The organism is Streptomyces sp. NPDC059455, from assembly GCF_042750115.1.
Lineage (GTDB): Bacteria > Actinomycetota > Actinomycetes > Streptomycetales > Streptomycetaceae > Streptomyces > Streptomyces endocoffeicus.
In genome coordinates this window covers 38,194-64,802 of sequence record NZ_JBHYVB010000003.1, presented here as the reverse complement: position 1 = coordinate 64,802, position 26,609 = coordinate 38,194, and the positions used below count along the sequence as shown (strand labels likewise).

Below are 26,609 nucleotides of genomic sequence, written 5' to 3'. Positions count from 1 at the left end.
CGCATTCAAGCGACTGAGCTAGTCGTCGACGATGACGACCCGCACCGGCTCCCGCTCGCTGTCGACTCGGACGCTTCCCCTCCCGCCACTTCCAGATCAACGCGGCCTGGCTGGAGCTGTCCTGACCGCGATCGACCTGCTCGCGGGGGATGGCATCCTGCTCCTGCACGGCGAACTTGCCGATGCCGAACCCAAGAAGCTCCGCTACCGGCTGCTGCACACGGCCGCCCGCCTCACCCGCGGGGGCCGCCGCCTCCACCTGAAGATCGCCGCCACCTGGCCATGGCGGCACGAGCTGGCGAAAGCTTTCGCCAGCCTCGCGACCCTGCCGAGACCGGTCACCTGACCAGTGGCTTCGTCTCTGTCCGCCCACTACCTGAGGAACTCTGGAGCACCCGAGCGAGCGTCGGGCCACAGCCATGCCCACAGGCGAGAAACAGCCGACAGCCACGGCCGGTGGGGACGAGTTCGGCTCAGCCGAGCCGACTGAAACGGGGAGGTTAACGAGCGAGTCGGCCTTACGGGGTGAGTCGGCCTTCTCCGAGCACGGGCCCCACCGCACGATGTCCGGCGTCGCCACCGACACTTCCGGAATCACGGTCAGCGCCACCGCGGTCGCCGTTACCGGGGGCGCGGCGAGAGTGAGGGGCAAGGTTTTTCTACGCATCTGATGTTCTCCTGAGGGGCACACGGGGGCGCCGGAACGGCCGGACCCGGATAGCCCCGCCGCCGGACGTTCCTGCGGACCAGCACGTCGATCTGGGCGGGGTTGCGGAGGTCGGGGGGCGGCCAGGTGGCTGAGCACGTGGACGGCGGGTGCTCTCCCCGGGGCGGTCGGCGCACATGCCGTAGGTGCGGGTCTGTCGTCCGGATGGGTGTCAGGTCGTTCCTCGGCCGCTGCTTCTCCCGGGGCTACCGCTGCTTGCTGGTCGGTTCCTTGCGCATGTGTGTCCAGCCACCGGACACCTGGCGACGAGCGCGATGAATCCGAGGAGGACCATCTGGCCGGTGAGCCCGCCGGGGACCCCGTTGAGGATGCCCCACAGCGGCTCGGAGTCCGGGTTGAGCAAAGCGCGGATCACCGCTTGGGCGGCCAGGACTGTGATCACCATCCCGACCGCCTCAAGGGCCACATAGCCACCCTTGCGCGTCGCGTTCCTCCGGCTGGCTTTCGGTCGTCTCGGCACGTGAAGGAGTCTGTCCGTGCGGCACGGCAGGCACATCGGCCCGGCGGCTCGCATCACCTTCGACCAAAGACGAGGCGGTGATGCGACTCAGGTCTAGAGCGCATCATCCCTGACCAGGTGAACACGGACGTCATGCCACGGCTCGGGTGGTGGCAGCAGACATGGCGGCTGGGGGCGGCCACGGCGGTGGGCATACCGCTCTGGCTCTCCACCGGTGTGGTGCTGCGGACGGAGGCGACCGGACCCGGCTCGTGGTTCTTCATCGGTGATCCGCTGGTGGCTCTCGGCTGTCTGACGGCGCTTGTGTGGCGGCGGCGGTTCCCGCTCGCTGTCGCCATGACGGTCGCGATCGCCTCGACCGCGTCGGCACTCGCCACCGGCGCCGCGTTTCTGGGGCTGGCCTCGATCTCCACTCGCCGCCGTCCGGTGGAGATCGAGGTCTCGAGCTGGCCTTGGTGACCGCGTTTCAGTTCGCCGACGGGTTCTACCCGGTCCAGAGCACGCCCGGCTTGATGTGGTACCAGCTCGCGTTCCCGGCACTGACCACGGGCGTCACGGTGGCCGTGGGCATGGCCATCGGCGCGCGCCGTGTCGAAGTGCGGTCCTTCCGGGACCGGGCGGAGAGCGCGGAGCGGGAACAGAGCGCACGGGCGGCGCAGGCACGGGCGCTGGAGCGCAACCGGATCGCCCGCGAGATGCACGATGTGCTCGCGCACCGGATCTCCCTGGTCGCCATGCGGGCCCCCGACCTGGTGGCCGACGCGCACACGTCCGGACTGGACGTCACACTCACCACCACCGTGACGGGAACACCGTCCGACGTCGTCGGACGCACCTGCTACCGGATCGTCCAGGAAGGACTGACCAACGCCGCCAAACACGCCCCAAGCGCACATGTACACATCACCCTCGAAGGAACAGCAGGCGACAACCTCGACGTCAGCGTCCGCAACTCCCCAGTCACCAGGGCCGCGCGACTTCCCTTGCCGAACCCCTGAAGGGTGTCTCCGATCAGGCTGCTGAGCCGGGCGTTTCCTGCGAATGATGAGGGCGCCGGGGTGACGTGGTGTGGTACTCGTCGAGCAGTCCGCCAAGTATCTGGCGGCGCCTGACCGTGGCAGCGGGTAGGGGGATGACGCTCAGGTCGTCGTCGGGTGCTTGTAGGCCGAGGCCGCGGTGGGCCCGTCCCGCGTTGTAGTGCTGTCTGCTGGCTTGCCCGCTGCGGTGCGGGCGGCAGACCGCAGCGACGCAGAACGCACCGGATCGTGGCGGCGGCAACCCGATGACCGAGCCGCCGCAGCTCGCCTTGGATCCTGACGTACCCCCAGGTCGGGTTCAGCGCGATCTGGAGAACGAACCGTGGATTGTCCACGACCTGACCAACCGTAAGCCATGGCTGGTGGACTACGGCGACGATCCTCTGGGCCGGCTGTGGCACACGACGGCCGCCGAGTTGGCAAGTGTGCTCGATCAGGCCCACGTCGCCCACCCGGCGCCGCGACGATCGCGAGACGTGTGAGACGTGTGAGACGTGTGAGACGTGAAGCGTGACATACGAGAACACCGGCCACGGCAGGCGCTCGCGGCGCGGTACTTCGGACGAACCCCGGGCACGTCTCGGCGGCGACCGTGATGTGCGACGGGTCCATGGTTGCAACGATGAGAACGAGGAGGTCATATACATGTACTTTTGCATCAGCAAGGAGTTCCACTTCTCGGCGAGCCATCGGCTCGACGGGCTTGACGCCGGCCATCCATGCGCTCGTCTGCATGGGCACAATTACGTGGTAACGCTCGAACTCGTCGCCGGAAGCAACGGCCTGAACGGCGTTGGATTTGTTCGCGACTATGGTGACCTGGCCGAATTCTCGCAGTGGTTGGACAGCGAACTGGACCATCGGCATCTCAACGACGTCGTCGACATTAATCCGTCGGCGGAGAACATCTCCCGATGGATCTTCGAACGCTGGAGCCCCCGTTATCCCGAATTACACGCGGTCCGGGTCTCGGAGACCCCGAAGACGTGGGCGGAGTACCGGAAGTGATCGAGAGTGTCGGCTGCGACCTCTCATGCAGATGGTGCGACACCCTGTACACGTGGGATTGGACCGGTCTCAGCGACACCGGGGTGCCGTACAACCCACGTGAGGAATGGAGAACCGCTCAGCCAGCAGAGCGGACTGATGCCGCTGCTGCGCTCGTTGCGCGAGTCCGGCTGCCGGATCGAGATCGAGACAAACGGCACCGCCGTTCCCGTTCCGGAGATCACGGAGTTGGCCGTGTGCAATGTTTCGCCGAAACTGAGCCGCTCCGGCGATCCGGAATCGAGAAGAATCGTTCCAGCGGCACTCATGGCACTCATGGCACTCGCGGCAATGCCCGGCACGGCGTTCAAGTTCGTCTGCTGCTCGTCGGCCGATCTGGACGAGGTCAACCGCCTCGTCCAACGGTTCGGCCCTATACCGGTCTGGATCACGCCGGAGGGTCGCGACCAGCGGGATCTGGACAGAAATCTCAGGGCCATCAGCGATGAGGTGATCGCTCGGGGCTGGAATCTGACGACCCGGCTGCACATCGCCGCATGGGGTGACCGGAGGGGCGTATGACCGTCATCGACAACGAGCAGTTCCAGACGCGTGAGGAGAAGGGGGACCCATTGGAGAAGGGGGACCCGTTGGAGGACCTGGCGCGGCAGTTGCTCACCGAGATCGGGGAGGACCCCGATCGCAGCGGCCTGAAGGAGACACCGGCCAGGTTCGCCCGGTGGTGGCGGGAGTTCACCTCGTACGACCCCGGCGAGGTGGGAACGCACTTCCCCCTGTACACCGAGGGGCAGATCGTGATGGTGTCCGACATCAATGTGTGGTCGCTGTGCGAGCATCATCTGCTCCCGTTCTCCTGCAATCTGACCGTCGCCTACAAGCCGCAGGGGCAGGTGCTCGGTCTCTCCAAGTTCGCGCGGATCTCGCATCGGCATGCTCATCGCCTGCAGGTGCAGGAGCGGCTCGTGCAGAACATCGCCGACGAGATCGCGGAAGCCACCGGTTCCGAGGACGTTGGCGTGATCGGCCGGGGCGAGCATCTGTGCATGAGCATGCGGGGCGTTCGCACCCCCGCGCTGATGACCTGCTCGGTGTTCAAGGGGATATTTCAGAGCCACGGGCCCGCTCGCGAGGAGCTGGTGGCCATTACCTTTCCCCGGCACTGAGCCGACGTCGTACAGCCGCCGCACCGTCGCCCGCCCCCGGCTGCGCCCCTGCCCCCCGTTCGTCTGGAGCAACCGATGAACATCGCACTCGTCATGCTGACCTACCGCCCGGATGAGCCGGCCGGGATCGAGCGCGCGCTGGCCTCCCTCGCCGCGGGGTTGCGCGAACTCGGGCACCGCGCTGTGATCATCACCGCGGGCTCGCGGGGCCGGGACCATGACCCGGACCTGTTGCCCCTCACCTCGCTGGCCTTCCCGCGCACGATTCCCTATGAGGAGATACCAGGCATATTAGCCGATACGGTCAACATCGGGGAGGAAGTGCGGCGCCTTCTGCGCGAGCACGAGATCGACATCGTGTGCTGGGGTGACGCGGTGTCGGGCCTGGGCTTCCTCAACCCCGCGCCGCCCGGTACCCGGACGGCTCTGATGGTGCACTTCCCGCGAGCCGACGAGGCGATGCGGGAGAGCCTCGCGCACGAGCCGGACGCGGTTGTCACCGTGAGCCCCTTCATGATCGACGAGGCTGCCCGGGCCGGTCTCGACTCAAGCCGTTGGCACGCACTGCCCAACGCGCTGCTCTGCCAGTGCGATCCGCCAGGACCGGATGTCCGCGAACGGCTCCGGCGCACGGCGCCGGTCCGTGTCGTGGCCCGAGCCGATCCCCAGAAGGGTGTCGCCGACCTGCTGCGGGCCTTGCCGGAGCATCCGGGCCGGACCGTCCAGATCGTGCTGGCCAGGGCTGGATTCGAGCTGTGGCCTGGTTTGCAGGACCAAGTCCTGCAGGAGTGCCGGGAACTCGCCGACAAGCTCCCGGATGTCGAGATCCTCTCGCCCCTCGCCTGGGACGAGGTGCAGGCGTTCTTCGCCGGGGCGGCCGTCGCCGTCGTGCCGTCCACCGGCCCGGAGAGCTTTGGCAATGTGGCGGCAGAGGCGCTGTCGGTGGGCACCCCTGTCGTCGGGTTCGGTTTGGGCCATCTGCCTGCGCTCATCGGCGCCGGTGGACGGACGGTCGGCCTGGGCGGCGGCCACGAAGCCGATGGCGTACCGGCGTTGACCGGTCCGTCGGTGCGCATCGCGGAGGTGGCTGAGCGCATGGACGCGCTCTGGCAGGCTACGACGGACCTGCTCGATGACGTCGAGGCGTACCACGCGGCGGCGCGTGAGGCCCCGCTGCGGACCGTCCCGTACTCACCGGCCGTGGTGGCCGGTGAGTTCCTGCGCATGATGGCACCGTGATCAGTCTGCCACCGGTCACATCGCGCATGCACGAGGCGTGACCGCAACCGCCCTGCGGAGCGGCGCTCGAGTTACCCCGAGAGCCGCGTCGCGGGCGGTTCGGTCACGGCGCGGCGAACCGGGTGACGCTGTCCAGATACTCGGTGGGATCGACGAGAACCGCCTCGTGGAAGGCCTCGCGCCGTTCGTAACAGGTCCCGCACGTTCCGCAGTGGATGTCGGCGCCCTTGTAGCAGGACCAGCTCAGCTCCAGTGGTGCGCCGAGCCGGGAACCATGCCGCACGATGTCGGCCTTGGACCACGTGCTGAAGGGGGCCTCCACACCTGGTGGGGCGAATCCCTCGTTGGCCACCGTCACCAGGTGACGCAGGGTGTCGATGAAGGCAGGGCGGCAGTCCGGATAGATGAAATGATCGCCGGAGTGAATACCCAGCGCCACCGTGTCGGCCCTGCGGGCCACCGCCACGGAGACCGCGATGTTGGCCAGTACGGCGTTGCGGTTCGGGACGACCGTGGCTCGCATGGACTCGTCGGCGAAGTGGCCGTCGGGCACGTCGGCCCGGTGGTCGGTGAGCGTCACGCCGCCGAGCAGAGATCAGAACCCCGCGAGGGCCACCACATGGTGTTCCGCCTCGTAGCGCTGCGCGATCCGACGGGCCGAATCGATCTCCTTGCGGTGCCGCTGTCCGTAGTCCACGGTCACGGCCACCAGCTGGAACCGCAGCGCGGCGTAATGTGCGAGCAGTGTCATCGTCGAGAACCTCGCGGGCGCTGCGCAGAGCACCCTGCGGATCCTCGCCGGCCAGATGCCCGCACAGGGCCGAGACCGCGACCTGTGCGGGGCAAGGGAATCCGCTGTCCGATCCGTCGGGAACTCTGAGGTCCTCGATGCTCTGAGCGGCCAGGCCCGGGCTCGACAGCAACGGCTGGCCGAGCATCTCCACCGCCGAGCGGAGTCCTTTCCTGGGGTCGAGCTCGGCGGCGAGCTCGGGGACGGCCCAGGAGTCCAACGTCGTCCACGGCGGCGCGGGCGGCCCGTTCCAGGTAGCGCACCTTGTCATGGACGGTGGTGCCCGTGGACCGGGCGGCGGTCCTCATAGCGTCGATGGACCAGGCGCTGCTCAGCGGAACGGTGGACGCGAGGAGGTGGCTGGCAACGCGCCGGGCGTCGTCGTGGCGCCGGTACAGGTAGGTGGCTGCCGCCGGGTGAGCGGCATTGCGCCCCATCAGCGTCATGGTTCCTGACAGCGTTGTACGCAGTAGCGGACGGCGCAGTGCCACGGCGTCGCCATCGGCGACGAGGCGCATCCTCACCAACAGTCGAGAGTGGTCAGTGTGTCGCTGATTCGGTTCCCGCTGAGATGTGCGACCAGGGCCGGATCGACTTCGCCGGAGTTCGACGCGACCGCCATGGCTTCGCCCACCGCACGTGCGAGCGCGGTCGTCCGGGTGCCGGGCAGCAGATCCGCGAGTTCGGTCGGCGCGACGGGCGGTTCCCCGCACCGGGTCGAGGCGATGAGCGTCACCGGCAGTAAGGCGCCGCAGGCGGACGATCGAGTCCGGGCACGTCTGGTCGACGTCGTCCAGCGCCAGCACCAGCCATCCCCTACGAGTGCTGTCCTGAGCTGGGACCAGCGTTTCCGCAAGTAATTCGGTCCGACCCACAAATCCGCGGTGTCCGATCCGCGCATGCATCATTCGATTCCTCGTGGTCACGAGACGCCCCCCGCGGCGGCATTCTCGTCCGATCCATGGTTGCCACGAACGAGCCGATGCCGATCCGGGTCAGGCCGGTCGGGCGACCAGGATCGCTGCCTGGTCGCCGATCGCGTGCGGTCGGCAACTGAAATGGCGGGACAGGGCCGGCTCCAGAGCAGCTCGTATATCCGCTGCCTTCGGATGCTGTTCGTACCAGAAGTCGGTCAGCACGGCTGCCGCTGTCGCCGCCCGCTCATCCGGCTCTCTTTCGTCGAACCGGATCGATGACTCGGTACGGTACAGCGAGAAGTCCGAGAACCCATGCTCGTCGAGCACTTGGGCGGCAGTCCGCAGCAGATAGCCATGGTGATCGTAGGGTTCCTCGGCGACCGGCACGCAGATCTCATTGAGGAGGCAAAGCAGTTCATTGCCCGAACCGCCGGAAATAAGCACGATCTTCGCCTCAGGGTTGTCCGGGTCACAGACCCGGATCATTTCCTCGGTGGCTTCCCTGATGTCGCTCACATAGGGCAACACCCAAGCGCAGTACACGGCGTCGAACGAACCGCTCGAGAAGGGAAGCTGTTCGGCGCTGCCAGGGAAGACGCTGACTGATCCGGTGCCGTCCCGTTCCTCATGCATAGACTCGACCAGTTGACGGTGCGGCTCGACCGCCGTGCACTGCCCGATCTGCTCCGCGACAGCTCTGGCCAGTTCCCCGCTCCCGCCGCCTACGTCCAGGACACGGCTGTTGACAGCGGTGAGACTGCGCACCAGCGCGATTTCCTCGCCACGCTCCAGCCGACCGGCGAAGTTCACCCACCCGTCGCCGGTTACCTGACGTGGTCCTCGATATCGGTCAGGAATCCGGTCCAGCGGCCCCAACGCGGGATGTTCACGAATTTCGGCAAGGGTCAGCCGCCCGGCCGGAACCGGCCATGCTTCTGTCATGAAATCTCGACCTCCGTGATCATGTTCAGTAGATTCCGTGCAAGCGGGTTCGCACCGACTGATTCCGTACCGACAGTCGGGCGCGTCGATGATCCCGCCGTCCGTGATGGCCTTCTGCATCTCTCTGATGGTCCGGTCGCCGGACATCGACCTGCTGGTCATGCCGTCGTACGCGGAAGCGGCCGTCGTGGGCGAGGCGTCGGCGGTCCCCGTAGGTGCACAGCCGCTGCCCGGCTATAGCTCGGCGATGCGCCAGACCCCGATCGACTTGTCGGAGTACCGGTGTTCGACCTCCGCACCGTTCTCCGTGATCACATCGACTTCGGTGCACTGCTCATTGATCAGCCGAAAAGGCTTGGGCAGGAGAAAGGGAGCGAGTTGGAAGTTGAGCGGTCGCCACGCCCCGGTCTCGATGTCTGCGCCATTCTCAGGGTGATCGGGGAAGGTGGTCATCGCGAGGTACGTCGAACCGCTACCCTTGATGTTGGCCAGCGCGCGGCGGATGTCCTCGTCACCGAAGTGCACGAGGCAGTCGCGAGAGAAAACGAGGTCCACCTGCGGCAGTCGATCCCGGGTGAGGTCAATGCCCTGAAACTCGCGGTTCGAGCGGGCAAAGCGCTCCCGGTTCCGGTCGATCACCGCGGGGACGATGTCAGCGCCGATGTAGGTATCGATACCGAGGTCAACCCGGGACATCCAGAATAAGTCCCCACAGGGTACATCGAGAAAGCTGCGGACTTCGAGATCGGCCACCAAGGCTGGTAGTTCGGCGCGCAGCACGGCGGTCTGCGTCAAATTCGACCCTGTACCTGAACGGGAATCGATCTCCTCCCCGACGGTACCGCTTTCGCTCAGCGCCAGCATCCTACTCTCATAAATGTGCGCAAAAGTCTCCCGCATCGAATCGCACATTTCCTTGCAACCTTTCGCCAGGAGAAGCTCACCATAGAAACGGGCAGAATCCAGCATCGCGTTGCGTGGTTTCCCCTGTCAACACCGAACTTCGCCGCGATTTTGCTTCGGTGCCTCGACCGTCGTCTCTCGGTGCCGACCCGTGATGTCCACCGGAGCGAATTCCTCCATCATGGCCTGAGGAGGAGACGTGATGACTTATCGAACCAGCAAGGAATTTGATTTCTCGGCCGGCCAGCGGCTGAACGGGCTGCTGGAGAACCATCCGAGTGCCCGCGCCCACAGGCACGCCGAAGGCCTGGGCGGAGTACGGCCCGCGACCGCGGCGGGTGCCTGGCGGCCGGGGGCGATGCCGTCGTGCAGTCGGAGCTCGTCGTGAACGACATCGTCGGCCACCAGCCGCAGAAGCGCCAAGCCACCGGCCCGCAGCCTCGTGGCAGTAGGGAGCCGGGATGAACATCGCCTTCGTCCTCCTGACCCGTGGTTGTGATGAGTCTGCGGGAGTCGAGCGAGCCATCGCCGTACTTGCCGATGGCCTGCGCGAGATCGGTCATCGGGCCGTGCTCATCGCGGGTGGGCCGCCCGGCGTCGAGGAGGAGCGTGACCTGGTTCTGCTCGCATCGCTGCGCTTCGACGAGCTGCCCCGGCTGTTCGAGGATCCGGAGCCAGTGTGCAGGGAGGTGCGGGAGATCCTCACCGTCCATGACATCGATGTGGTCTGCTGGGCCGATGCCGTGGCAGGGCTCGGCTTTCTCAACCCGGCGGCGCCCGGTGTCCGTACCGCGCTGATGGTGCGGAACCTCCGGATGGACGACCACATGCGACACAGCCTGGCCCAGCGGCCCGACGCCGTCCTCGCGGTCAGCCCCTTCCTGATCGACGAGGCAGCCCAGGCAGGAATGGACACGACAGGCTGGCACGCCCTGCCCAACGCCCTGCCACGTACCGGCCGGGCCCCGGGCCGGGAGGAACGCGAGCGCCTGCGCCGTATCGGACCGGTGCGGATCCTGACCAGGGCCGATCCGGCCAAGGGCACCATGGAACTGCTCGACGCGCTTCCCGAGAGTTTCGGACGCCCGGTGCAGCTCGTTCTCGCGGAGACCGGCCTCGAACCGCCCCCCGAGGTGCAGGCGGATGTGGTCAAGGCGGTCCGCTGGCGTGCGGCCGCCTTTCCGAACGTCGAAGTACTTCCTGGTCTTCCCTGGCCGGAAGTACAACCCTTCCTCGCCGAGGCGGCGGTGACCTTGGTGCCGTCGACCAGGCCGGAGACGTTCAATGACGGCGTGGCGGCATCGCTTTCCGTGGGCACCCCCGTCGTGGGCTATGACTTCGGCCACCTTCCGCTGCTGGTCGGCGGCGCAGGGCGGCTGGTGCCCCTCGATGCGCTCAGCCCGATGCGCCGCCAGCCCCTGCTGACAGGCAGGACGCTGGAGGCGGTCGACTTCACCAGCAGCGGAACGCACCTCTGGCGGACCGCCACCGAACTGCTGGACAACGCGGTCGCCTACCACGCGGCGGCGGCCCAAGCCCTCCACCAAGTCGCCGACCATTCGTCCACCGCGGTCGCCGAGCGCTTCCTGCGCATCACCAACGGCTCCGTGACTACGGATGGGTGGTAGCGATGCCACCACGCGGAGTACGGGTATCCGTCATTATCCCCACCTACAACCGCGCGGAGCTGCTGCGCGCCAGCCTGACCGCCCTCGCCGCACAGCATCCGCCGGACGAAGGCGGCTTTGAAGTCATCATCGCCGACGACGGCTCGGCCGACGAAACCCGCTCGGTCGTGCAGGACTTCCGAAATCGACTCACCCTCGGCTACCAGTTCCAGGAGGATCGGGGCTTCCGGGCCGCCGCCGCTCGCAACGCGGGGGCACGATTGGCCTCGGGGCCGGTGCTCGTCTTCCTGGACTCCGGCATCCGGCCCGGGCCCCGCTTCGTCCGCGCCCACCTCGCCGCCCACGCCGCCGCACCGACCGGGCAGACCCTGGCCGTGGCCGGCTACACGTACGGCTATCGTCCCGACGCCGATCAAGTGCCGGGATTCGGCACCGGCTCGCCGGCTCCGACCCCCGAGGAGACCGTCCGTCGCTACGGTCATCTGCCGGGCTTCCAGGACGTCCGCCACCTGGCATTCGAGCGATTCGACTTCGACCTGGGCGCCACCTTGGTCCCGTGGCAGTGGTTCTGGTCCGGCAACTGCTCTGTGCAGGCGGCGAACTTCTGGGCGGTCGGTGGTTTCGACGAAGACTTCCGCAGCTGGGGCGGTGAGGACACGGACCTTGGCTATCGACTTCACCGCGGCGGCACGGCCTTCACCGTCAGCAGGGACGCGTGGGCGCTCGACACCCCGCATGAGAGATCTGTCGGGGACGATCTGACCAGTGGCTCCGACAACGTGCTCATGATGGCCCGGAAGCATCCGGAGCCGGTGACCGAGTTGCTGTGGGCGTGGTTCGCCAAGCCGAGCGGTCACTTCGAGATCAGCCACGACTGGAACCTGGAGGACGAGTACCTTCTCGTTCTGCGCGCCGCCGAGGATGCGCGCGGAAGGGATGCCGCATCGGAACTGGCAGCGCTCCGATCCCTTCCCGCGGGCACCCGTGTCGCGGTGTTCGGGTGTGGTTCCTCCTTCCCCGAAGGACTGCCCAGGGCGGAGCTGTTCGACTTCGACGAGACCGTCGCGGGTTCCCGCCATCCCGGCGGAGTGGTGCGCCACGGACTGGGCATCCGCACTCCGCTCGCGGACCAGTCCGTGGACCACGTCCTCATCACCTCCCGGCTCTCCGGCGTCTGGGACCGCTGGGGAGCCTGGATCCTCGGGGAGGCCCATCGCATCGGCCGGCACGTCCACGCCCCACCGGCCAACGGCTGAAGGAAGGCAGTAGTCGTCTACCGCCGAGCCAGGGACTCCACGGCAGCGCACCAGGCGGCCAGGTCGGCCGTCGGGTCCAGTTCCGCGGACCGGGCCTTGGCCCGCTCGGCCGCCTGCTGGTACTCCGCGTCGGTGTCGAGTTTCCGCAGCACCGCTTCGTAGCCGGCGAGGTCGTTGCGGTCCACGAAGATCCCGCCTTCGCCGAGGGCTTCGCACAGCCCCGGCGTGGGGTGGGCCACCACCGGCAGGCCGGAGGCGAAGGCCTCCACCGCGGTGAGCCCCCACGACTCGTAGGAACTGGGCATGAGCAGCACCCGAGTGCGGGCGTAGACCTTTTCCCGCATCTCCTCGCCACGGACGTGTTCGAGGATATCCACGTTCGGCAGCTCGGGCAGGATCTGCCACCCGTAGGCGCCGGCCACGGCCAGGAACTTGGTGTCCGGCATGCGCCGGGCCAGCTGCTCCAGTATGTGGCCGCCCTTGTCCGGGTTGCAGTTGACCAGGGTGATCCGGTCGCCGGGCACGGTCACCGCGTACTCGGCCGCGAACACCGGTGGACGCACCACCAGTTCGGAGCCCGGTCGGACCGACGCGGGGTATTCGGCGAAGAACAGTTCCGCCTCCACCCGCATCCACTCCGAGTTGTAGACGGCCAGCGCGGTACCACCGACGGCGATCTCCCGGAACGTTGACCGGTGCGTGTTGTGGCACACCACCACCAGTGGTGTGCCGTAGCTGCGGGCCAGCGAGGCCGTGGCCGGCACGCACTCGAAGTGCGAGAGCACCACGTCGGCCCGGCGGAGCGCGGATGGGAAGTCCAGCCGCGCCTGCGAGGGCACGACCCGGATGCCCCGGTACTCGTACACCTCCGTGGCGTCGCTGTGGCGCGACAGCCACACGCTGACGTCGTGACCGCGCTCGACCAGGGGCCGCAGCATGTTGACGAGCATCTGCTCGCCGCCCGCGTTGTGCTCCGGCGGAAACGCGTGGACCCGCACGACGATCTTGAGCGATGCGGCCGTTGCACCCATCAGGACACCTCCGGGGCGCCGGCCATCGTGGCGTGCAGGAACTCCCGAGCTACCGCGGCCGGCGTGTGGGCGGCGACCTGCTGAGGTCCCTGTTGTGAGGCAGCGTGGTATGCCGCGCGGTCGTCGAGCAGTTGTGCCAACGCCCACCACAACCGCTCCGGCCCGTCGTCCAGATCCCCCGTGCGACCCGCCTTGCCGGTGAGAGTTGCCAGGTAGCCCAGGCCGTAGCTGATCACCGGGGTACCCACTGACAGGGCCTCGGCGGCGACGTTGCCGAAGCTCTCCGGGCCGGTCGAGGGAACGACGGCGACGGCGGCATCCGCGAGGGACAGCACCCGCCGTCCCTCCTCCCGGACGGGAGCCGGGTCGGGCAACGGGGTCAGCATCTCGTCGACCAGCATCGGGCGGGGCAGCGACACGGAGTTCAGGCGTACCAGGTCAGGAGGGTCGTTCCGGCAGGGCGGGCCGACGGCCACGATCAGGGTGCGGTGGCCCAGTTCACGCAGACCGTTGGCGAGTGAGTCCACGGCCCGTTCGATACCGGCGGGTTCGTCCGGGGAATGGGTGAGCAGGACGAAGGCGATGGTCAGCGGGGCGTCCGTGGTCGTCATCGCTGCCTCGACAGGCTGGGGAAGACGGTGGCGATGAGCTCCTGGCGGGCCGGTCCGTCATCATCGAAGACCCCGTTGAACACCGAGGAGGTCATCAGGGCCGGGGTGCGGATGCCGCGCATGCTCATGCACAGGTGCTCGCCCTGCGCGATGACCGCCACGTCGGGCGACCCGCTGACCGTGGAGACCTCCGCGGCGATGTCCTGCACCAGCCGCTCCTGGATCTGGAGCCGGTGGGCGTACCGGTGGGCGATCCGAGCGAACTTCGACAGGCCCAACACGTCGCCGATGGGCCGGTAGGCGATGGTGACGGTGCACGAAAACGGCAGTAAGTGGTGCTCGCACAACGACCACAGGTGGACGTCTGAAACGGTGACGGTCTGCCCCTGCTGGGTCACCAGCGGAAAGAGGGTGTTGACCTCACCCGCGTCGTAGTCGGAGAACTCCCGCCACCAGCGGGCGAACCGGGCCGGGGTCTGTTTCAGCCCGTCCCGGTCGGGGTCCTCGCCGATCTCGATGAGCAGTCGGCGGGCTATGTCCTCCAGCGGGTCGCTGCTCTCGGCCGCGAGGTCCGGCTGTCCCACGCTCATTGTCACGCCTACTTCCCCCTTCTGTCGCCCCACACGGCGACGTGCAGTCTGGTAGTGAGGTTCCATCCCCGGGCGATCACCGCGTCGCCGAGTGCGGCCAGCCGCAGGCTCAGCTCGTCCGGCGTCCGCCCCTCGGGCATGACCCACACCGGCGTGGTGCCGTGGCGCTCGACGACGTCCGCCACCTCGGCAAGATCTTCTGGGCTCCGGCAGACGAACTTGAAGGCCGTCCCCGGCACCGCGGCGAGCGCGGTCAGGGCCCGTGGGACGAGTCGGCGTGCCGCCGGGTCACCCGAGTGTGCCAGCTTCGGCGAGACGTTGAACCGCACGCCGAGAGCCGCCAACTCGGACAGCGGCTCGATGGTCCCGTTGGTCTCGACCTCGACCGAGTGGCCGGTGGCCGTGAGTGCGCGCAGCAGCGGCAGCAGGCGGTCCTGCTGGCTGAGCGGCTCGCCGCCGGAGACGACGACCAGCGGCACCGCGTATCCGCTGAGCTCCTCAAGCACCTCGCGCCAGGCCATCGGGTGCAGCTCCGTCCGGGGGCTGTGCGCTACCCCGGTGTCGCCGACGCCGGTCCAGTCCCAGGTGTAGGGGGTGTCGCACCAGCGGCAGGACAGATTACAGCCACCGAGCCGGACGAACGCGCAACGCCGTCCGGCAGAAGGCCCTTCTCCTTGTATGGTCCTCAAGTGGGGCCGAAGATCTCGTTGACCACGAGCTTCGGTTCCACCACGGCACCACCTCCTCCGCCCCTCGCACCGGCCGTGCGAGCCCGCGTCACGGTCGGTACTCCGCCCAGGCCTTGGCGGTTTCTCTGACGCGCACCGCACTGAGCTCCGGGAAGTGCTGCTGCCACTGCTCGTACATCCACCGCGCCAGGTTCTCGGCCGAGGGACTGCGGTCGACAAGCAGATCGTTGAGGTGCCGGTGGTCGACCTTGTCGTCCAGCCATTGGCGGAACGGGGCGAGGTCGCCGTAGTCCCGGACGAAGCCGACTCCGTCCAGGCCGTCCGCCGCGGCCGACAGCTCCAGTTCGACAACGTAGTTGTGGCCGTGCAGGCGCACGCACTGGTGCTCCGGGGGCAAGCCATCGAGCCGGTGGCTGGCTGAGAAGTGGAATTCCTTGCTGATCCGATACACCATGTCCGACCTCCTGGGGCCATCGTGTCGACTTGGAGACACCCGCACATCACGGCACACACCGAAGGTGACCTAATCGGACGCCGAAGGTTGTCGGTCCGACTACCGGTGGTTGCTTAAGACCCTGGCCTATGCGATGCCCAGCTGTAGTCGCAGGTCGGGGCGGCGCCGTGGCCAATCAGGTACGGCTTGCCGGGCGAGTACAGCAGGTTCGGGTTGCGGCACGACCGGTCCACGTTGCCGATCTGCACGTCGAACGGTGTCCCAGGTCGTGGACCACCGTCGAGCCAGGCAGACGAGCCGCCCCTCGCGTAACGGGATGACCTATCGCACCGCGCTGACCTGCGCAATGTCTGCCGCCGTGCTGGTCAGGCAGGGGAATCGTGTCGGTGCTTCTCGGCCCTCGTCAGTCTGTTCCTATCCTTGCGTCCCGAATCCGTCCCGAATCCGTCCCGAATCCCTCGCGAGGCAAAAAGGTCCGGTCCTACCAAGCAGCACGAAGTAGCGCCGGCCGCGGTTCTCGTACTCGGACCCTCGCCACCCTCCGCATCACGTGATCAAACGGGACACACCCCTGGCGAGCAGGTTGTGCCAGCGCGTCCGAGCGCGAGTACGGCACAACGCCGGGCAAGACCGCAAGAGCCAACAGGTCGGCTGACCGAGGAACCGGCCATCACCCCGGCCGACGCGGGGCCGTGGTCGAGCTGCGTACCACCAGTCGGGAGCCGACGCGGATGAGCCGGCCGACGCCCTCCGGGCCGGGGTCGCCGTTGTCGGGGCGGCTGTCAATGCGGCGCAGGAGTTGCTCCGCGGCGAGTTCGCCGAGGTCGCGGGCGCCGTTGTCGACGACAGTGATCGGCGGGTGCCAGTACGGAAACCAGGGCGCCTCCTCGTGGCACACGAGAGAGAGCTGCTCCGGCACCCGGACGCCGAGCTGCACCAGGGCTCCGAGCGCCCCGAACGTCGCTTCGTGGTTGGCGCTGTACAACGCGGTGGGGGGGTCGTCCGCGGCCATCACCCGCATGACCGCCTCCGCGCCGAACGGCACGGTGTACGGGCCACGCGCGCAGAGCGTGGGTTCGGGTTCGAGTCCGACGGCGGTCAGGGCGGCGGCGAATCCCACGTAACGGTCGCGTCCGGAGTCGACGCCCGGCGGGCCGCCGATAAAGGCGATGCGCCGGTGTCCGAGGCCGAGCAGGTGCTGGGCGGCCAGTTCGGCGCCTTCCCGGTCACCGGCCATCACGGAGTCACCGGGAGCGCCGTCAGGTGTGCGCATCAGGTTGACCACGGGGATGCCGGCCGCGCTCACCTGCCGGACCGTCGCGGTGTTGTCACCGGTGCCCACGATGATCAGGCCGTCGACGCGGTGGTCCAACAGCATGTCCAGGTAACGGCGTTCGCGCACCGGGTCGGAGTCGGTGACACACAGCAGCACCTGGTAGCCGCACTCGTCCAGCCGCTGCTGGAGCACCCCGGTGATGGTGTGGAAGGAGGCGTTCACCAGGTTGGTGATCACTAGCCCTATGAGGTTGCTGCGCCGCGTACGCAGTCCGCTGGCGATCCGGTTCGGGCGGTAGCCGAGGCGTTCCGCCGCTGACTGCACCGCGCGCTTCGTCCGGTCGCTGACCAGGCTGGAGCCGCTCAGCACTCGCGAGGCCGTGCTCTTGGAGACCCCCGCCGCGTCCGCCACCTGGTCCAAGGTGACCGCCACCGGTCCACCTCCGATCATGAAATCGATCCCATACGACTCTTCACACCCCCGAGTCGATGGGCGCCATCATGTCAGACACCTTGAAGTCAGTGGCGTAAAAATTACGTTTCTCCGACAATTTCAGGCCAATCCGAGGTTGACCTCGCACGGAGCGGCTGCGACGGTTCTCTGCAATCGATCCCACAAGGTGGCGTCCTGAAGGCGTCATAAAGGGACAGATACTCGATTGGAGCTCACCATGACCCCCACGGGTGCCGTCTCCTGGCGCGGCTACTGGCCGGCAGCACCCACGCCGTTCGCCGCCGACGGCTCGCTCGACGAGAGCGCCTGGCGCGAACTGCTGCGGTTGTACGCGGAACACGGCGTACACGGGGTGCTGGTGAACGGCACGACCGGCGAGTGGTTCTCGCAGACCCCCGACGAGCGCCGCCGGGTGGCCGAGATTGCGGTCACCGAACTCTCCGGACAGATACCGGTGGTGATCGGCTGCGGCGCGTACACCGCGGACGAGTCGGCGCAATACGGCGAGCACGCCCGCTCGATCGGCGCGGACGGCATCCTCACCACCCCGCCGCCCTACGTCCATCCGAGTCAGGACGAGATCCACGCTTTCTACGCCGCCCTCGCCCGGGCGGTCGACCTGCCGCTCATGGTCTACAACTGGCCGCGCGGCACCGCCGTCGACATCACGGTCGACACCCTGGCCAAGCTGGCCGATCTCGACACCGTGGTGGCCGTCAAGGACAGCTCCGGCGACGAGCTGAAGGTCGCGGACACCTGCGCCGCCCTGGCCGGGAAGGTCCAGGTCTTCGGCCGCTTCATCCACCGCCGGGGCATGGCCGTCATGGCCGAGTTCGGCGGCGCCGGAAACATCGACGGCGGCGGCCTCGGCGCCCTCTTCGCCGTCCCCTTCTACGAGGCCTACTGGGCCGGTGACCTCGACCAGGCCCGGGAATGGTCCGCACGCTACGAACGGCTTGTGAACCTGCTCGTCAACGACGACTACAGCTCGCGGTTCGCCTCACCCACCTCGCAGCTCAAAGCCGCCATGCGGCTGCTCGGGCAGCCCGGGGGGCACGTACGCCCCCCGCTGCTCCCCCTGGAGGACCCTTCCGCGCTGCTCAGACTGTCCGCGGCGCTCGACGAGGCCGGGCTGCATCCCTGTTCCACCAGCACCGGAAAAAGGTGAACCGACCGTGCGCAGACTTCTCATCGCGGCCTCCTCCGCCGCCCTGCTGCTGACCGTGGCGGCCTGCGGCAGCGAGGACTCGTCCTCGTCGTCCGCCGCCGCGGCCCCGACCGGCTGCACGCCCAAGGTGGGCAAGTCGGACCTGGTCAAGGCGGGCACGTTGACGATTTCGACCAACGCGACCCTGCCGCCCATGCAGTACCTGGACGCCTCCAACAAGATCGTCGGCATGCGGGTGGACCTTGGCAACGAGATAGCCAAACTCCTCTGTCTCACCCCGAAGTTCGTCAACATCCCCTTCGACGCGCAGATCCCCGGCGTGCAGTCCGGACGCTGGGACATGATCGACACCGGCATGTTCTACACACCGGAGCGGGCCGAGACCGTCACGCTCGTCCCGTACGAGATCCAGGGCGTCTCCATCTCTGTCGCCAAGGGCAACCCGAAGAAGATCACCTCCGAGGACGACCTGTCCGGCAAGGCCATCGCCGTGGAGGCCCCGGGCTACGAGTTCGACACCCTCACCGCGCTCAACAAGAAACTGAAGACCGCCGGGAAGTCGCAGGTCACCATCCGCACCTTCACCACCACCGCCGACGCCTACCAGGCACTGTCCGCGGGCCAGGTCGAAGGCGTGGCCATCGTCGAGTCGGTCACCAGCTACTACCAGAAGGACGGCCGCTTCGAGACGGCGGTGAAGGGCATGAACCCCGCGCCGCTCGCCCTCGGCTTCGGCAAGCAGAAGCCCGCCGACGCGGTCGCGGGTGCGCTCAACACCCTGCGCGACAACGGCTACTTGGCCACGTTGTTCAAGAAATACGGCGTCACGGCCTACACCGGCGACCTCAAGGTGACCACCGGCGCGATCAGCGCGAAGTAACCAGCGAAGGGCGAGAGCCATGTGGTCCTGGGATGCCTTCTTTTCCTTCCTCAGCAATCCTCAGGTCATTCAGGGAGCTTGGACGACGATCTGGTTGACCACGGTCAGCATGGCGCTCGCCCTTCCGCTCGCCGTGCTCGTGGCGCTCGGCAGAGCGTCCCGAATCGCGCCGATCCGGATCGTCACCGGCTTCTACGTGTGGCTGATGCGCGGCACCCCACTGCTGGTCCAACTGGTCATCATTTACACGGGGTTGCCCCAGGTGGGCCTGCGCCTCGGCGTGATCAGCGCGGCGCTGACCGGCCTGGTCCTCAACGAGGCGGCATACCTCTCGGAGATCGTCCGCGCCGGGGTCCTCTCGGTCCCGCGCGGCCAGTCCGAGGCGGCCCGCGCGCTGGGCATGCCGCCCTGGAAGGTGTTCCGGGTGGTGGTCATGCCGCAGGCCCTGCGGGTGATGGTCCCGCCGCTCGGCAACAGCTTCAACGGCCTGCTCAAGACGACCACGCTCGTCTCGGTGATCTCCGCCGAAGAACTTTTGCGCCGCACCCAGTTCGCCGTCCAGACCAACTTCCGCGTCCTGGAGGGCCTCACCGCGGCGGCCCTGTACTACCTGGCGATGACCACCCTGTGGGGACTGGTCCAGAGGTGGCTGGAGGTCCGGGTCGGCCGCGGCCACCAGACCGGGCCGAGCCGTAGCCGCCGCGTCAAGAGCGCCGCCGTACCAGCACTCGAATTGGAGACCCGATGACCGTCGAGAAGACAGGCGCTCCCGTGGTCGTCGAAGCACGCCAGGTCCGCAAGTCGTACGGCGGAGTAGAGGTCCTCAAGGGCATCGACCTGACGGTCCGGCAGGGCGAGGTCGTCCTCATCCTGGGTCCGTCGGGCGGCGGCAAGAGCACGTTCCTGCGCACCCTCAATCACCTGGAGACCCCCGACTCGGGCACCGTCAGCATCTGCGGCGAACGCATCGGCTACGGCGACCGGGCCGGACGCCAGGTCCCCCTCCGGGCGCGCCGGATCGCCGTCCAGCGGCGACGCACCGGCATGGTGTTCCAGCAGTTCAACCTGTTCCCGAACATGACCGCCCTGGACAACGTGGCATCCGGCCCCGTTCACGTGAACGACGTCCCCAAGACCGAAGCCCGCGCCGCCGCCCGCGAGTTGCTGGCCATGGTGGGCCTCGCCGACAAGACCGGCTCCTACCCCGCCCAGCTCTCCGGCGGCCAGCAGCAGCGGGTGGCCATCGCCCGCGCCCTGGCGATGCGCCCCGAACTGCTGCTCTTCGACGAACCCACGTCGGCGCTCGACCCGGAGATGGTCGGCGAGGTGCTCGACGTCATGGTCCGGCTCCGCGAGGAGGGCATGACCATGATCGTCGTCAGTCATGAGATGGGCTTCGCCCGCGCGGCGGCCGACCGGGTGGTGTTCATCGCCGACGGCCTGGTGGTGGAGGACAAGTCCCCGGACCTGTTCTTCTCCGCGCCGGAACACGAACGCACCCGCCAGTTCCTGGAGCGGATCCTGTGAACCCCCCACCCCCCTGGAGCCCTGTGAGCACAGCCATGAGCACCAGCCCCCTGCCGGAGACGGTCACCGTGACCATCGACGGCACCCCCAGCCAGGCATGGGCGGGCCAGTCCGTGACCGCGGTCCTGGTCGCGGCCGGCATCTGGCCGCTGCGCCGCAACCCGGTCAACGGTCAGTTGCGCGGCCCGTTCTGCGGAATGGGTGTCTGTCTGGAGTGCGAGGTGACGATCGACGGCCGCCCCGGCTCCCGCAGTTGCACCGCGCATGTCGCTGACGGCACCGACATCCGTACCCACACCGAGCCCGTGCCGACGGCCGCGCATGGCTGACCACCCGGAGGAGCCGGAGACGGACGTCGCGGTGGTCGGCGGCGGCCCCGCCGGACTGCACGCGGCGCTGGTCCTCGCCCGGGGCGGACTGCGCGTGGTCCTGCTCGACGAGTCCGACACCCTCGGCGGCCAGTACTATAAGCGCCGAGCCGAGCAACTCGCCGCCACCTTCGGTGACTTCCGCCCACGCGGCACCGAACTGATCCGCCAGGTACGGGCCACCGGGGTCGTCTGTCGTACCGGCACCCTGGTCTGGGGCGCCGAGGACGCCGGCCGCACCCTGTTCACCTGCGACGTGCGCACCGGCGCCCTGGGACGGGTGCGCGCCCGTGCCACGCTCGCCGCCACCGGCGCGTACGAACGCACCCTGCCCTTCCCCGGGTGGACGCTGCCGGGTGTGGTCACCCCCGGGTTCGCCCTGCATCTGGCCACCATGGACCGGGTCCCCGTGGGCCGACGGGTGGTGCTCGCCGGGACGGGGCCGTTTCTTCTCCCGGTCGCCTGCGCCCTGCTGGAGGCGGGCGCCAGGATCGAGGCGCTGCTCGAGCTGAACCACCCGTACCGCCCTCGGGGCGCTGTGATCGGCGGCGCCCTGCGGCAGCCTGCGCGGCTCGCGGAGGCCGCCCGCTACCTGCTGACCCTCGCGCGCCACGGCGTCCGCGTCGAGCAGGGCTCCCGCGTACTGGCGGCGTACGGCGACACCCAGGTCACCGCCGTGGACATCGGCAGCGCGGACGGCGGCGTCCGCCGGGTCGAGACCGACGCGCTGTGCGTGGGCTTCGGCTTCCGCCCCAGCACCGAACTCCCCCGACTGCTGGGCTGCCGTACCGAGCCCGACCCGGCGGGCACGGAGCGGCTCCCGGTCGTGGACGCGGACGGCGCGACCTCGGTGGACGGGCTGTACGTCGCCGGGGACTGCGCCGGCATCGCGGGCGTGCATGCGGCAGGCGTACGAGGACAGCTCGCCGCCCATGCGATCCTGCGCCGTCTGGCACCCGGACACGCGAACGTGCGGGTGGCCGGCCTCCGCCGCCGGGCCCGGGCCCTGGATCGCTTCGCTGCGCTGGCCGACCGCCTCTACCCCCTGCCCGCCGACGCCATGGCGGACATCTCCGACGCCACCCAGGTCTGCCGCTGCGAGGGGGTCACCGCCGGCGAGATCCGACGAGCCGTCGCGACGGGCTGGAACGACCTGCATGGCGCCAAGGCCGCCACCCGCGCCGGGATGGGCCCCTGCCAGGGCCGCGAATGCGGCCACATCGTCGCGGCGCTGGCCGCGCGGGGCTCCGGGCCGGACCGGGCAGCGGAGTGCTTCGCGGCCCGTATGCCGCTGCGACCGCTGCCCATGGCCACCACGGTCGAAGGGCCGGAGGTGACGGACCAGTGACCGACGCACAGCCCGACGTCATCGTCATCGGCGCCGGCATCCTCGGCGCCAGTACCGCCTTCCACCTCGCCGAACGCGGTTACCGCGTCGTGGTACTGGATCGCGGCGCCCCCAACAGGGAAGGCTCCGGCACCACCGCGGGCAACCTCCACATCCAGGCCATCCACACCCGTCGCCCCGGCCAAGAGGTCCCGGTCGACAGCGCCCGCCTGCTGCCACTGCAACGCCGGGCGTCCGAACACTGGTCGCAGATCGAGGAGCGTCTCGACGCGGACGTGGAACTGCGCCGCGGCGGCGGCTTCATGGTCGCCGAAACCGCCGCACAGGAAGAGGAGTTGAGGGAGAAGCACGAGTGGGAGCACCGGGTGGGCATCCGCACCGAAGTGCTCACCGGCGACGAGGCCCGCAGCCAAATGCCCCTGCTCTCGGACCGCGTACGCGCCGCCAGTTGGTGCTCGCTCGATGGATATGCCAACCCGCTCCTGATCACCCCCGCCTATCTGACCGCCGCCCGCCGCCTCGGCGCCCAACTGCACGCCTTCACCCCGGTGACCGGCATCCAAAGGGTCGGCGACGGCTACAAGGTGCTATCGGGCGACCGCAGCTGGACCGCGCCCTCGGTCGTCAACGTGGCCGGCCCGTGGATCACCGAGATCTCCGAGCTGGCCGGAATCCACGTCCGCATGTCGCCGGTCGCGATCCAGATGCACGTGACCGTGCGGGTGCCGCCGGTGATGCACCACCTGGTCCAGCACATCGGCGAGGGCATGTCGGTCAAGCAGGTCAGTGCCGGCAACCTGCTGATCGGCGGCGGTTGGCCCGCCGCCGGGCTGGACATGGCGGGCCGCAGCACCGTCAGTCCCGTCAGCATGGCCGGCAACCTCGCCCAGGCCGGGCGGATCCTGCCGTTCCTCGGCGGGCTGCGCCTGCTGCGCATGTGGGCCGGACCATTGGCCGCGACCCCGGACGAGATGCCGGTGATCGGCGAAGTCCCCGGGCACCCCGGGTTCTTCGTCGCGGGCGGCACGTACGCGTTCACCCTCGCCCCGGTGTGGGGCGACACGCTGTGCCGCCAGATCGCAGGGGAGCCCCCGGCCGACCCGGTGGACGACCTGGGCCCCGGCCGCCTGCTGTACAACGCCGCCACCACTCCCGTATCGCCCTGAAAGGCACTCACTCATGACCTTGAAGATGTTCGTCAACGGCCAGGCGATGTCCGGAGGCAGTCTCAACCACGCGCTGGAAGGCGCCCGCCCGCTCGGCCCCGCCCGCACGGCGCCCGCCTACCGCTTCTTCTCCGTACGCGACGAGTTCCCCGGCCTGCACCCGGTCACGGAGGGCGGCGCGGCGATCAACGGCGAGGTGTACGAGGTCAGTTACGAGGTGCTGCGCGATCAGCTGCTCCCCGAGGAGCCCCAGGAACTCGAGCTGGGCGTCATCACCCTGGAGGACGGATCGGGTTCCTTCTCGATGCGCATGCGTGCCTCCGCGCTGACGGCCCCCGGTGTCCTCGACATCACCGCTCACGGCGGCTGGCACACCTACCTCGCCACCCTCTGACCCCCGTCCCCCTTACTGGAGGCTCACCATGTCCCCTTCCGAACCGGTCAACCTCGTCGTTCGAGGCGGCACCGTGGTCAACGCCGACTGGCAGGGCGCCGCGGACATCCTGGTCGGCGGCGGAAAGGTCCTGGGGGTGGTGGAACCGGGCGCGTACCGTTCCGCAGAGCCGCCCGGCATCACCCACATAGACGCCACCGGACGCCTCGTACTGCCCGGCGGGGTGGACCCGCACTGCCATGTCGGTTTCACCTCGGGGGACTTCACCTCCCTCGACGACTACCGGCAGGCCACGACCGCCGCTGTCTTCGGCGGTACGACCACGATCGTCGACTTCGCGATCCCCCGCCCCGGGCAGAACCCGGCCGATGTCGCGGCGGCCCAACGCGCCAAGGCGGGGCAGGGGTTGTGCGACAGCGCACTGCACGCGTGTGTGGTCCAGTGGGACGACACCGTGCCGGAGCAGCTGCGCTCACTGACCTCCGACGGCATCGTCACGGTCAAGATGTTCACCACCTACCGCGGCGAGACCATGGCCGACGAGAAGACCATCCTCAACGTGATGACCACGCTGAGGGACCTCGGCGGCATGGTGGTCATCCACTGCGAGGCCGACCACATCATCTCCGACGTGCAGGAACGCGGCGAAGCGGCCGACGCGATCAGTGCCTGCCACCACGCCGGTACCAGGCCGGAACTGGCCGAGAACGCCTCCGTCGCCGAGATCCTCGCCATCGCCGAATCGGTCGCGGCCCCCGTGTACTTCGTGCACCAGTCCACGCCCGAGGCCGTCGACCTGGTGGCGCGCGCTCGCAGCCGAGGGGTGCGCGCCTTCACCGAGACCGTCGCCCATCATCTGGTCCTGGACGACACGGCGTACGCGGGCCCGCACCCGGAGCGGTTCGTGTGCTGCCCTCCGCTGCGCGCCGCCGACACCGTCGCCGGGCTGCGCTCGCGGGTTCTGATGGGTCAGGTCGCCACCGTCGGCAGCGACCACTGCTGCTATGACACGGCCCAGAAGGAATCGGTGAGCCACGACGTACGGGCGATGCCCAACGGTCTACCGGGAGTGGAGACCCGTATGCCGGTGATCTTCAGCGAGCTGGTGCTCAAGGGCGGTCTGCCGGCGGGCCGCTTCGTCGAATTGATGTGCGCCAACCCGGCCAGGCTCAATGGCCTGTACCCCCGCAAGGGAATCATCGCGCCCGGCTCGGACGCGGACCTGGCGATCTGGGACCCCACAGCCACCCGGACCGTCCGCAGCGCAGGCCTGCACATGGCCACGGACTACACGCCGTACGAGGGCATGACGGTCACCGGCTGGCCGGAGACCGTCGTGGTGGGCGGCCGCCCCGTCGTCGAGGCCGGCCGGCTGACGGACGCCGAGCCCCGCGGCCGTCATCTGCGCTCAGGCCCGCTGAACCGGTCCCTGGTCTGCTGATTCCGCGGATTCCCTTGATGCGGTGGACGTCTCGGCAGAAGAACCCTAACGATCACGCAACTGTGATCGAGCGGGCCGCCAAGCCCTCCTCAAGCCCATTACCTTCCTTGTAAGCCCGGTTCGGGTTCGTGGCCCCCGGGCCCGGTAGGACACTTTGCCCTGTTGATGATGACCCCAGGGGCTGTCGCCGGCCCTGGTGGCATCGGGGCCGGCGACAATGTCTGCTCCTCCCGCACCAACCGAGCCCACCTGCGCGAACGCCGCATGACGCGGCCATCCCGGAGAAGAACCAAGCCGCCAACCACAGGAAGAAGGAGTGGCCAGGCATCGCCACCCGCTCGGGGAAACCTCCCGAGGGCTGCCTCGCCGGACTCCCTCTCCGCGCAACGGCTCCCTGGATCAGGGTCTTCTGCAAGCCCGCTGATCACAACCAAAGACAGGCCCTGGAAGGACCGTCTCCTCGGTCCAGCTCCCGGGGGACAGCGGCCGCGCCCTCCGTGGCGGTACGCGGCTGGGTCGGCGAGGACATCCTCGACACGTACACCACCGAACGGCATCCGGTCGCGGCGCGCCTGCTGCAGAACACCCGGGCCCAGATCGCCCTGATGCGACCCGACCCGCAGACGAGGGCGCTGTGGGAGATGTTCTCCGACCTGATGGACCTCGACGACGCCCACCGGTACGTCGCCGACATGCTCGCCGACATGCTCGCCGACATGGACGTCCGGTACGACCTGGGCGACGACCACCGGCTCGTCGGCACCCTGTGCCCGGACATGAAGTTGACGCTGGAGCGGCCCGGCCCGGACGTCGTCACCGCCGTGACCCGGTCGGCGGACCTGCTGCGTAAAGGGTCGTGGGCTCCTGCTCGACCTCGTCGACCGCGCGGAGGTCCGCGACGACGCGGCCGCGTGGACCGGACGGGTCAACACCGTCACCGCCCGCACGGACCGGGTGGACGTCGACGCGTTGCTCATCCGGCCCGACGGCTGTCTCGCCCGGGCCTTGCCCACCGGGCAGGACCTCGACGCCACCACGCTGGTGCGTGCGCTGGGCTGGTTCGGCCAACCGGCCTGAGCACCGTATTAACCGTCGTCTCAGGTTCGCTCGGTACGAAGTAGGCATCCAGATAAGCGATGTAAC

At 68.6% G+C, this 26,609-nt stretch carries 27 protein-coding genes and 2 pseudogenes; 19 read left to right on the top strand and 10 right to left on the bottom strand.

Going from position 1 to position 26,609, the window contains the following annotated elements:
- Nucleotides 1-31 precede the first annotated feature (31 nt).
- The 7 genes and pseudogenes from ACFXB5_RS01940 to ACFXB5_RS01910 all read left to right on the top strand — a co-directional run bounded on the left by ACFXB5_RS01940 (nucleotide 32) and on the right by ACFXB5_RS01910 (nucleotide 5,634).
- Nucleotides 32-346: a transposase gene (locus tag ACFXB5_RS01940; RefSeq protein ID WP_385201457.1), complete on the top strand. Its 315-nt coding sequence runs from the start codon at nucleotides 32-34 to the stop codon at nucleotides 344-346.
- Nucleotides 347-1,304: 958 nt separating this feature from the next.
- Nucleotides 1,305-2,152, top strand: a pseudogene (locus tag ACFXB5_RS01935) (sensor histidine kinase); the annotation flags it as partial.
- A 317-nt stretch (nucleotides 2,153-2,469) separates the two neighbouring features.
- A complete protein-coding gene (locus ACFXB5_RS01930; protein ID WP_385201455.1) occupies nucleotides 2,470-2,706 on the top strand; it encodes a hypothetical protein in 237 nt (78 codons plus the stop codon).
- Nucleotides 2,707-2,869: 163 nt separating this feature from the next.
- A complete protein-coding gene (locus tag ACFXB5_RS01925) occupies nucleotides 2,870-3,232 on the top strand; it encodes a 6-pyruvoyl tetrahydropterin synthase family protein (RefSeq protein ID WP_385201590.1) in 363 nt (120 codons plus the stop codon).
- A gap of 138 nt (nucleotides 3,233-3,370) precedes the next feature.
- On the top strand, nucleotides 3,371-3,793 hold the full coding sequence (locus ACFXB5_RS01920) for a hypothetical protein (RefSeq protein WP_385201453.1): 423 nt from the start codon (nucleotides 3,371-3,373) through the stop codon (nucleotides 3,791-3,793).
- Nucleotides 3,790-4,395, top strand: coding sequence for a GTP cyclohydrolase I (folE, locus tag ACFXB5_RS01915; protein WP_385201451.1), 606 nt, complete (start codon nucleotides 3,790-3,792; stop codon nucleotides 4,393-4,395). The genes ACFXB5_RS01920 and folE (ACFXB5_RS01915) overlap by 4 nt, the downstream gene beginning before the upstream one ends.
- 75 nt (nucleotides 4,396-4,470) lie before the next feature.
- On the top strand, nucleotides 4,471-5,634 hold the full coding sequence (locus tag ACFXB5_RS01910) for a glycosyltransferase family 4 protein (protein ID WP_385201449.1): 1,164 nt from the start codon (nucleotides 4,471-4,473) through the stop codon (nucleotides 5,632-5,634).
- 103 nt (nucleotides 5,635-5,737) lie between these two features.
- Here the strand turns inward: ACFXB5_RS01910 and queC are convergent.
- The 4 genes and pseudogenes from queC to ACFXB5_RS01890 all read right to left on the bottom strand — a co-directional run bounded on the left by queC (nucleotide 5,738) and on the right by ACFXB5_RS01890 (nucleotide 9,147).
- Nucleotides 5,738-6,385, bottom strand: a pseudogene (queC, locus tag ACFXB5_RS01905) (7-cyano-7-deazaguanine synthase QueC).
- A gap of 559 nt (nucleotides 6,386-6,944) precedes the next feature.
- Entirely contained in the window at nucleotides 6,945-7,160 is a 216-nt protein-coding gene (locus tag ACFXB5_RS01900) for a hypothetical protein (protein WP_385201447.1), read from the bottom strand.
- 259 nt (nucleotides 7,161-7,419) lie between these two features.
- Complete coding sequence (locus ACFXB5_RS01895; protein ID WP_385201445.1) at nucleotides 7,420-8,403, bottom strand: class I SAM-dependent methyltransferase; 984 nt, start codon at nucleotides 8,401-8,403, stop codon at nucleotides 7,420-7,422.
- 114 nt (nucleotides 8,404-8,517) lie between these two features.
- The gene (locus tag ACFXB5_RS01890) at nucleotides 8,518-9,147 is read right to left on the bottom strand and encodes a class I SAM-dependent methyltransferase (protein WP_385201443.1); all 630 of its coding nucleotides are present in this window, start codon (nucleotides 9,145-9,147) and stop codon (nucleotides 8,518-8,520) included.
- A 500-nt stretch (nucleotides 9,148-9,647) separates the two neighbouring features.
- Here ACFXB5_RS01890 and ACFXB5_RS01885 point away from each other — a divergent pair, with 500 nt between their 5' ends.
- Nucleotides 9,648-10,814, top strand: a complete 1,167-nt coding sequence (locus tag ACFXB5_RS01885) for a glycosyltransferase (protein ID WP_385201442.1) — start codon at nucleotides 9,648-9,650, stop codon at nucleotides 10,812-10,814.
- Between the two features lie 2 nt (nucleotides 10,815-10,816).
- Entirely contained in the window at nucleotides 10,817-12,070 is a 1,254-nt protein-coding gene (locus ACFXB5_RS01880) for a glycosyltransferase (RefSeq protein WP_385201440.1), read from the top strand.
- Between the two features lie 17 nt (nucleotides 12,071-12,087).
- On the opposite strand, the gene ACFXB5_RS01875 is transcribed toward ACFXB5_RS01880, so the two are convergent.
- The 6 genes from ACFXB5_RS01875 to ACFXB5_RS01850 all read right to left on the bottom strand — a co-directional run bounded on the left by ACFXB5_RS01875 (nucleotide 12,088) and on the right by ACFXB5_RS01850 (nucleotide 17,153).
- A complete protein-coding gene (locus tag ACFXB5_RS01875) occupies nucleotides 12,088-13,101 on the bottom strand; it encodes a glycosyltransferase family 4 protein (protein ID WP_385201438.1) in 1,014 nt (337 codons plus the stop codon).
- A complete protein-coding gene (locus tag ACFXB5_RS01870; RefSeq protein WP_385201436.1) occupies nucleotides 13,101-13,712 on the bottom strand; it encodes a glycosyltransferase in 612 nt (203 codons plus the stop codon). Before ACFXB5_RS01870 ends, ACFXB5_RS01875 begins: the two co-directional genes overlap by 1 nt.
- A complete protein-coding gene (gene folE, locus ACFXB5_RS01865) occupies nucleotides 13,709-14,302 on the bottom strand; it encodes a GTP cyclohydrolase I (protein ID WP_385201588.1) in 594 nt (197 codons plus the stop codon). The genes ACFXB5_RS01870 and folE (ACFXB5_RS01865) overlap by 4 nt, the downstream gene beginning before the upstream one ends.
- Before the next feature lie 8 nt (nucleotides 14,303-14,310).
- Entirely contained in the window at nucleotides 14,311-15,132 is an 822-nt protein-coding gene (locus ACFXB5_RS01860; RefSeq protein ID WP_385201434.1) for a 7-carboxy-7-deazaguanine synthase QueE, read from the bottom strand.
- Nucleotides 15,080-15,445, bottom strand: a complete 366-nt coding sequence (locus tag ACFXB5_RS01855) for a 6-pyruvoyl tetrahydropterin synthase family protein (protein WP_385201432.1) — start codon at nucleotides 15,443-15,445, stop codon at nucleotides 15,080-15,082. The genes ACFXB5_RS01860 and ACFXB5_RS01855 overlap by 53 nt, the downstream gene beginning before the upstream one ends.
- A 670-nt stretch (nucleotides 15,446-16,115) precedes the next feature.
- Nucleotides 16,116-17,153 (bottom strand): LacI family DNA-binding transcriptional regulator, encoded by a 1,038-nt coding sequence (locus tag ACFXB5_RS01850; RefSeq protein WP_385201430.1) that lies wholly within the window; start codon nucleotides 17,151-17,153, stop codon nucleotides 16,116-16,118.
- Between the two features lie 238 nt (nucleotides 17,154-17,391).
- On the opposite strand from ACFXB5_RS01850, the gene ACFXB5_RS01845 reads away from it, so the two are divergent.
- The 10 genes from ACFXB5_RS01845 (at nucleotide 17,392) to ACFXB5_RS01800 (ending at nucleotide 26,543) form a co-directional block, all read left to right on the top strand.
- Complete coding sequence (locus tag ACFXB5_RS01845) at nucleotides 17,392-18,342, top strand: dihydrodipicolinate synthase family protein (RefSeq protein ID WP_385201428.1); 951 nt, start codon at nucleotides 17,392-17,394, stop codon at nucleotides 18,340-18,342.
- A 7-nt stretch (nucleotides 18,343-18,349) separates the two neighbouring features.
- Complete coding sequence (locus ACFXB5_RS01840) at nucleotides 18,350-19,222, top strand: ABC transporter substrate-binding protein (RefSeq protein WP_385201426.1); 873 nt, start codon at nucleotides 18,350-18,352, stop codon at nucleotides 19,220-19,222.
- Between the two features lie 19 nt (nucleotides 19,223-19,241).
- Nucleotides 19,242-19,970: an amino acid ABC transporter permease gene (locus ACFXB5_RS01835; RefSeq protein ID WP_385201424.1), complete on the top strand. Its 729-nt coding sequence runs from the start codon at nucleotides 19,242-19,244 to the stop codon at nucleotides 19,968-19,970.
- Entirely contained in the window at nucleotides 19,967-20,749 is a 783-nt protein-coding gene (locus ACFXB5_RS01830) for an amino acid ABC transporter ATP-binding protein (RefSeq protein ID WP_385201422.1), read from the top strand. The genes ACFXB5_RS01835 and ACFXB5_RS01830 overlap by 4 nt, the downstream gene beginning before the upstream one ends.
- Before the next feature lie 35 nt (nucleotides 20,750-20,784).
- Entirely contained in the window at nucleotides 20,785-21,078 is a 294-nt protein-coding gene (locus ACFXB5_RS01825; RefSeq protein ID WP_385201420.1) for a (2Fe-2S)-binding protein, read from the top strand.
- Entirely contained in the window at nucleotides 21,071-22,465 is a 1,395-nt protein-coding gene (locus ACFXB5_RS01820) for an FAD-dependent oxidoreductase (protein ID WP_385201418.1), read from the top strand. The genes ACFXB5_RS01825 and ACFXB5_RS01820 overlap by 8 nt, the downstream gene beginning before the upstream one ends.
- Complete coding sequence (locus ACFXB5_RS01815) at nucleotides 22,462-23,631, top strand: NAD(P)/FAD-dependent oxidoreductase (protein WP_385201416.1); 1,170 nt, start codon at nucleotides 22,462-22,464, stop codon at nucleotides 23,629-23,631. The genes ACFXB5_RS01820 and ACFXB5_RS01815 overlap by 4 nt, the downstream gene beginning before the upstream one ends.
- Nucleotides 23,632-23,644: 13 nt before the next feature.
- Nucleotides 23,645-24,025, top strand: a complete 381-nt coding sequence (locus tag ACFXB5_RS01810) for a gamma-glutamylcyclotransferase (protein ID WP_385201414.1) — start codon at nucleotides 23,645-23,647, stop codon at nucleotides 24,023-24,025.
- 28 nt (nucleotides 24,026-24,053) lie between these two features.
- Nucleotides 24,054-25,466: a dihydropyrimidinase gene (hydA, locus tag ACFXB5_RS01805; RefSeq protein ID WP_385201412.1), complete on the top strand. Its 1,413-nt coding sequence runs from the start codon at nucleotides 24,054-24,056 to the stop codon at nucleotides 25,464-25,466.
- Nucleotides 25,467-26,330: 864 nt separating this feature from the next.
- The gene (locus ACFXB5_RS01800; RefSeq protein ID WP_385201586.1) at nucleotides 26,331-26,543 is read left to right on the top strand and encodes a hypothetical protein; all 213 of its coding nucleotides are present in this window, start codon (nucleotides 26,331-26,333) and stop codon (nucleotides 26,541-26,543) included.
- Nucleotides 26,544-26,609 lie beyond the last annotated feature (66 nt).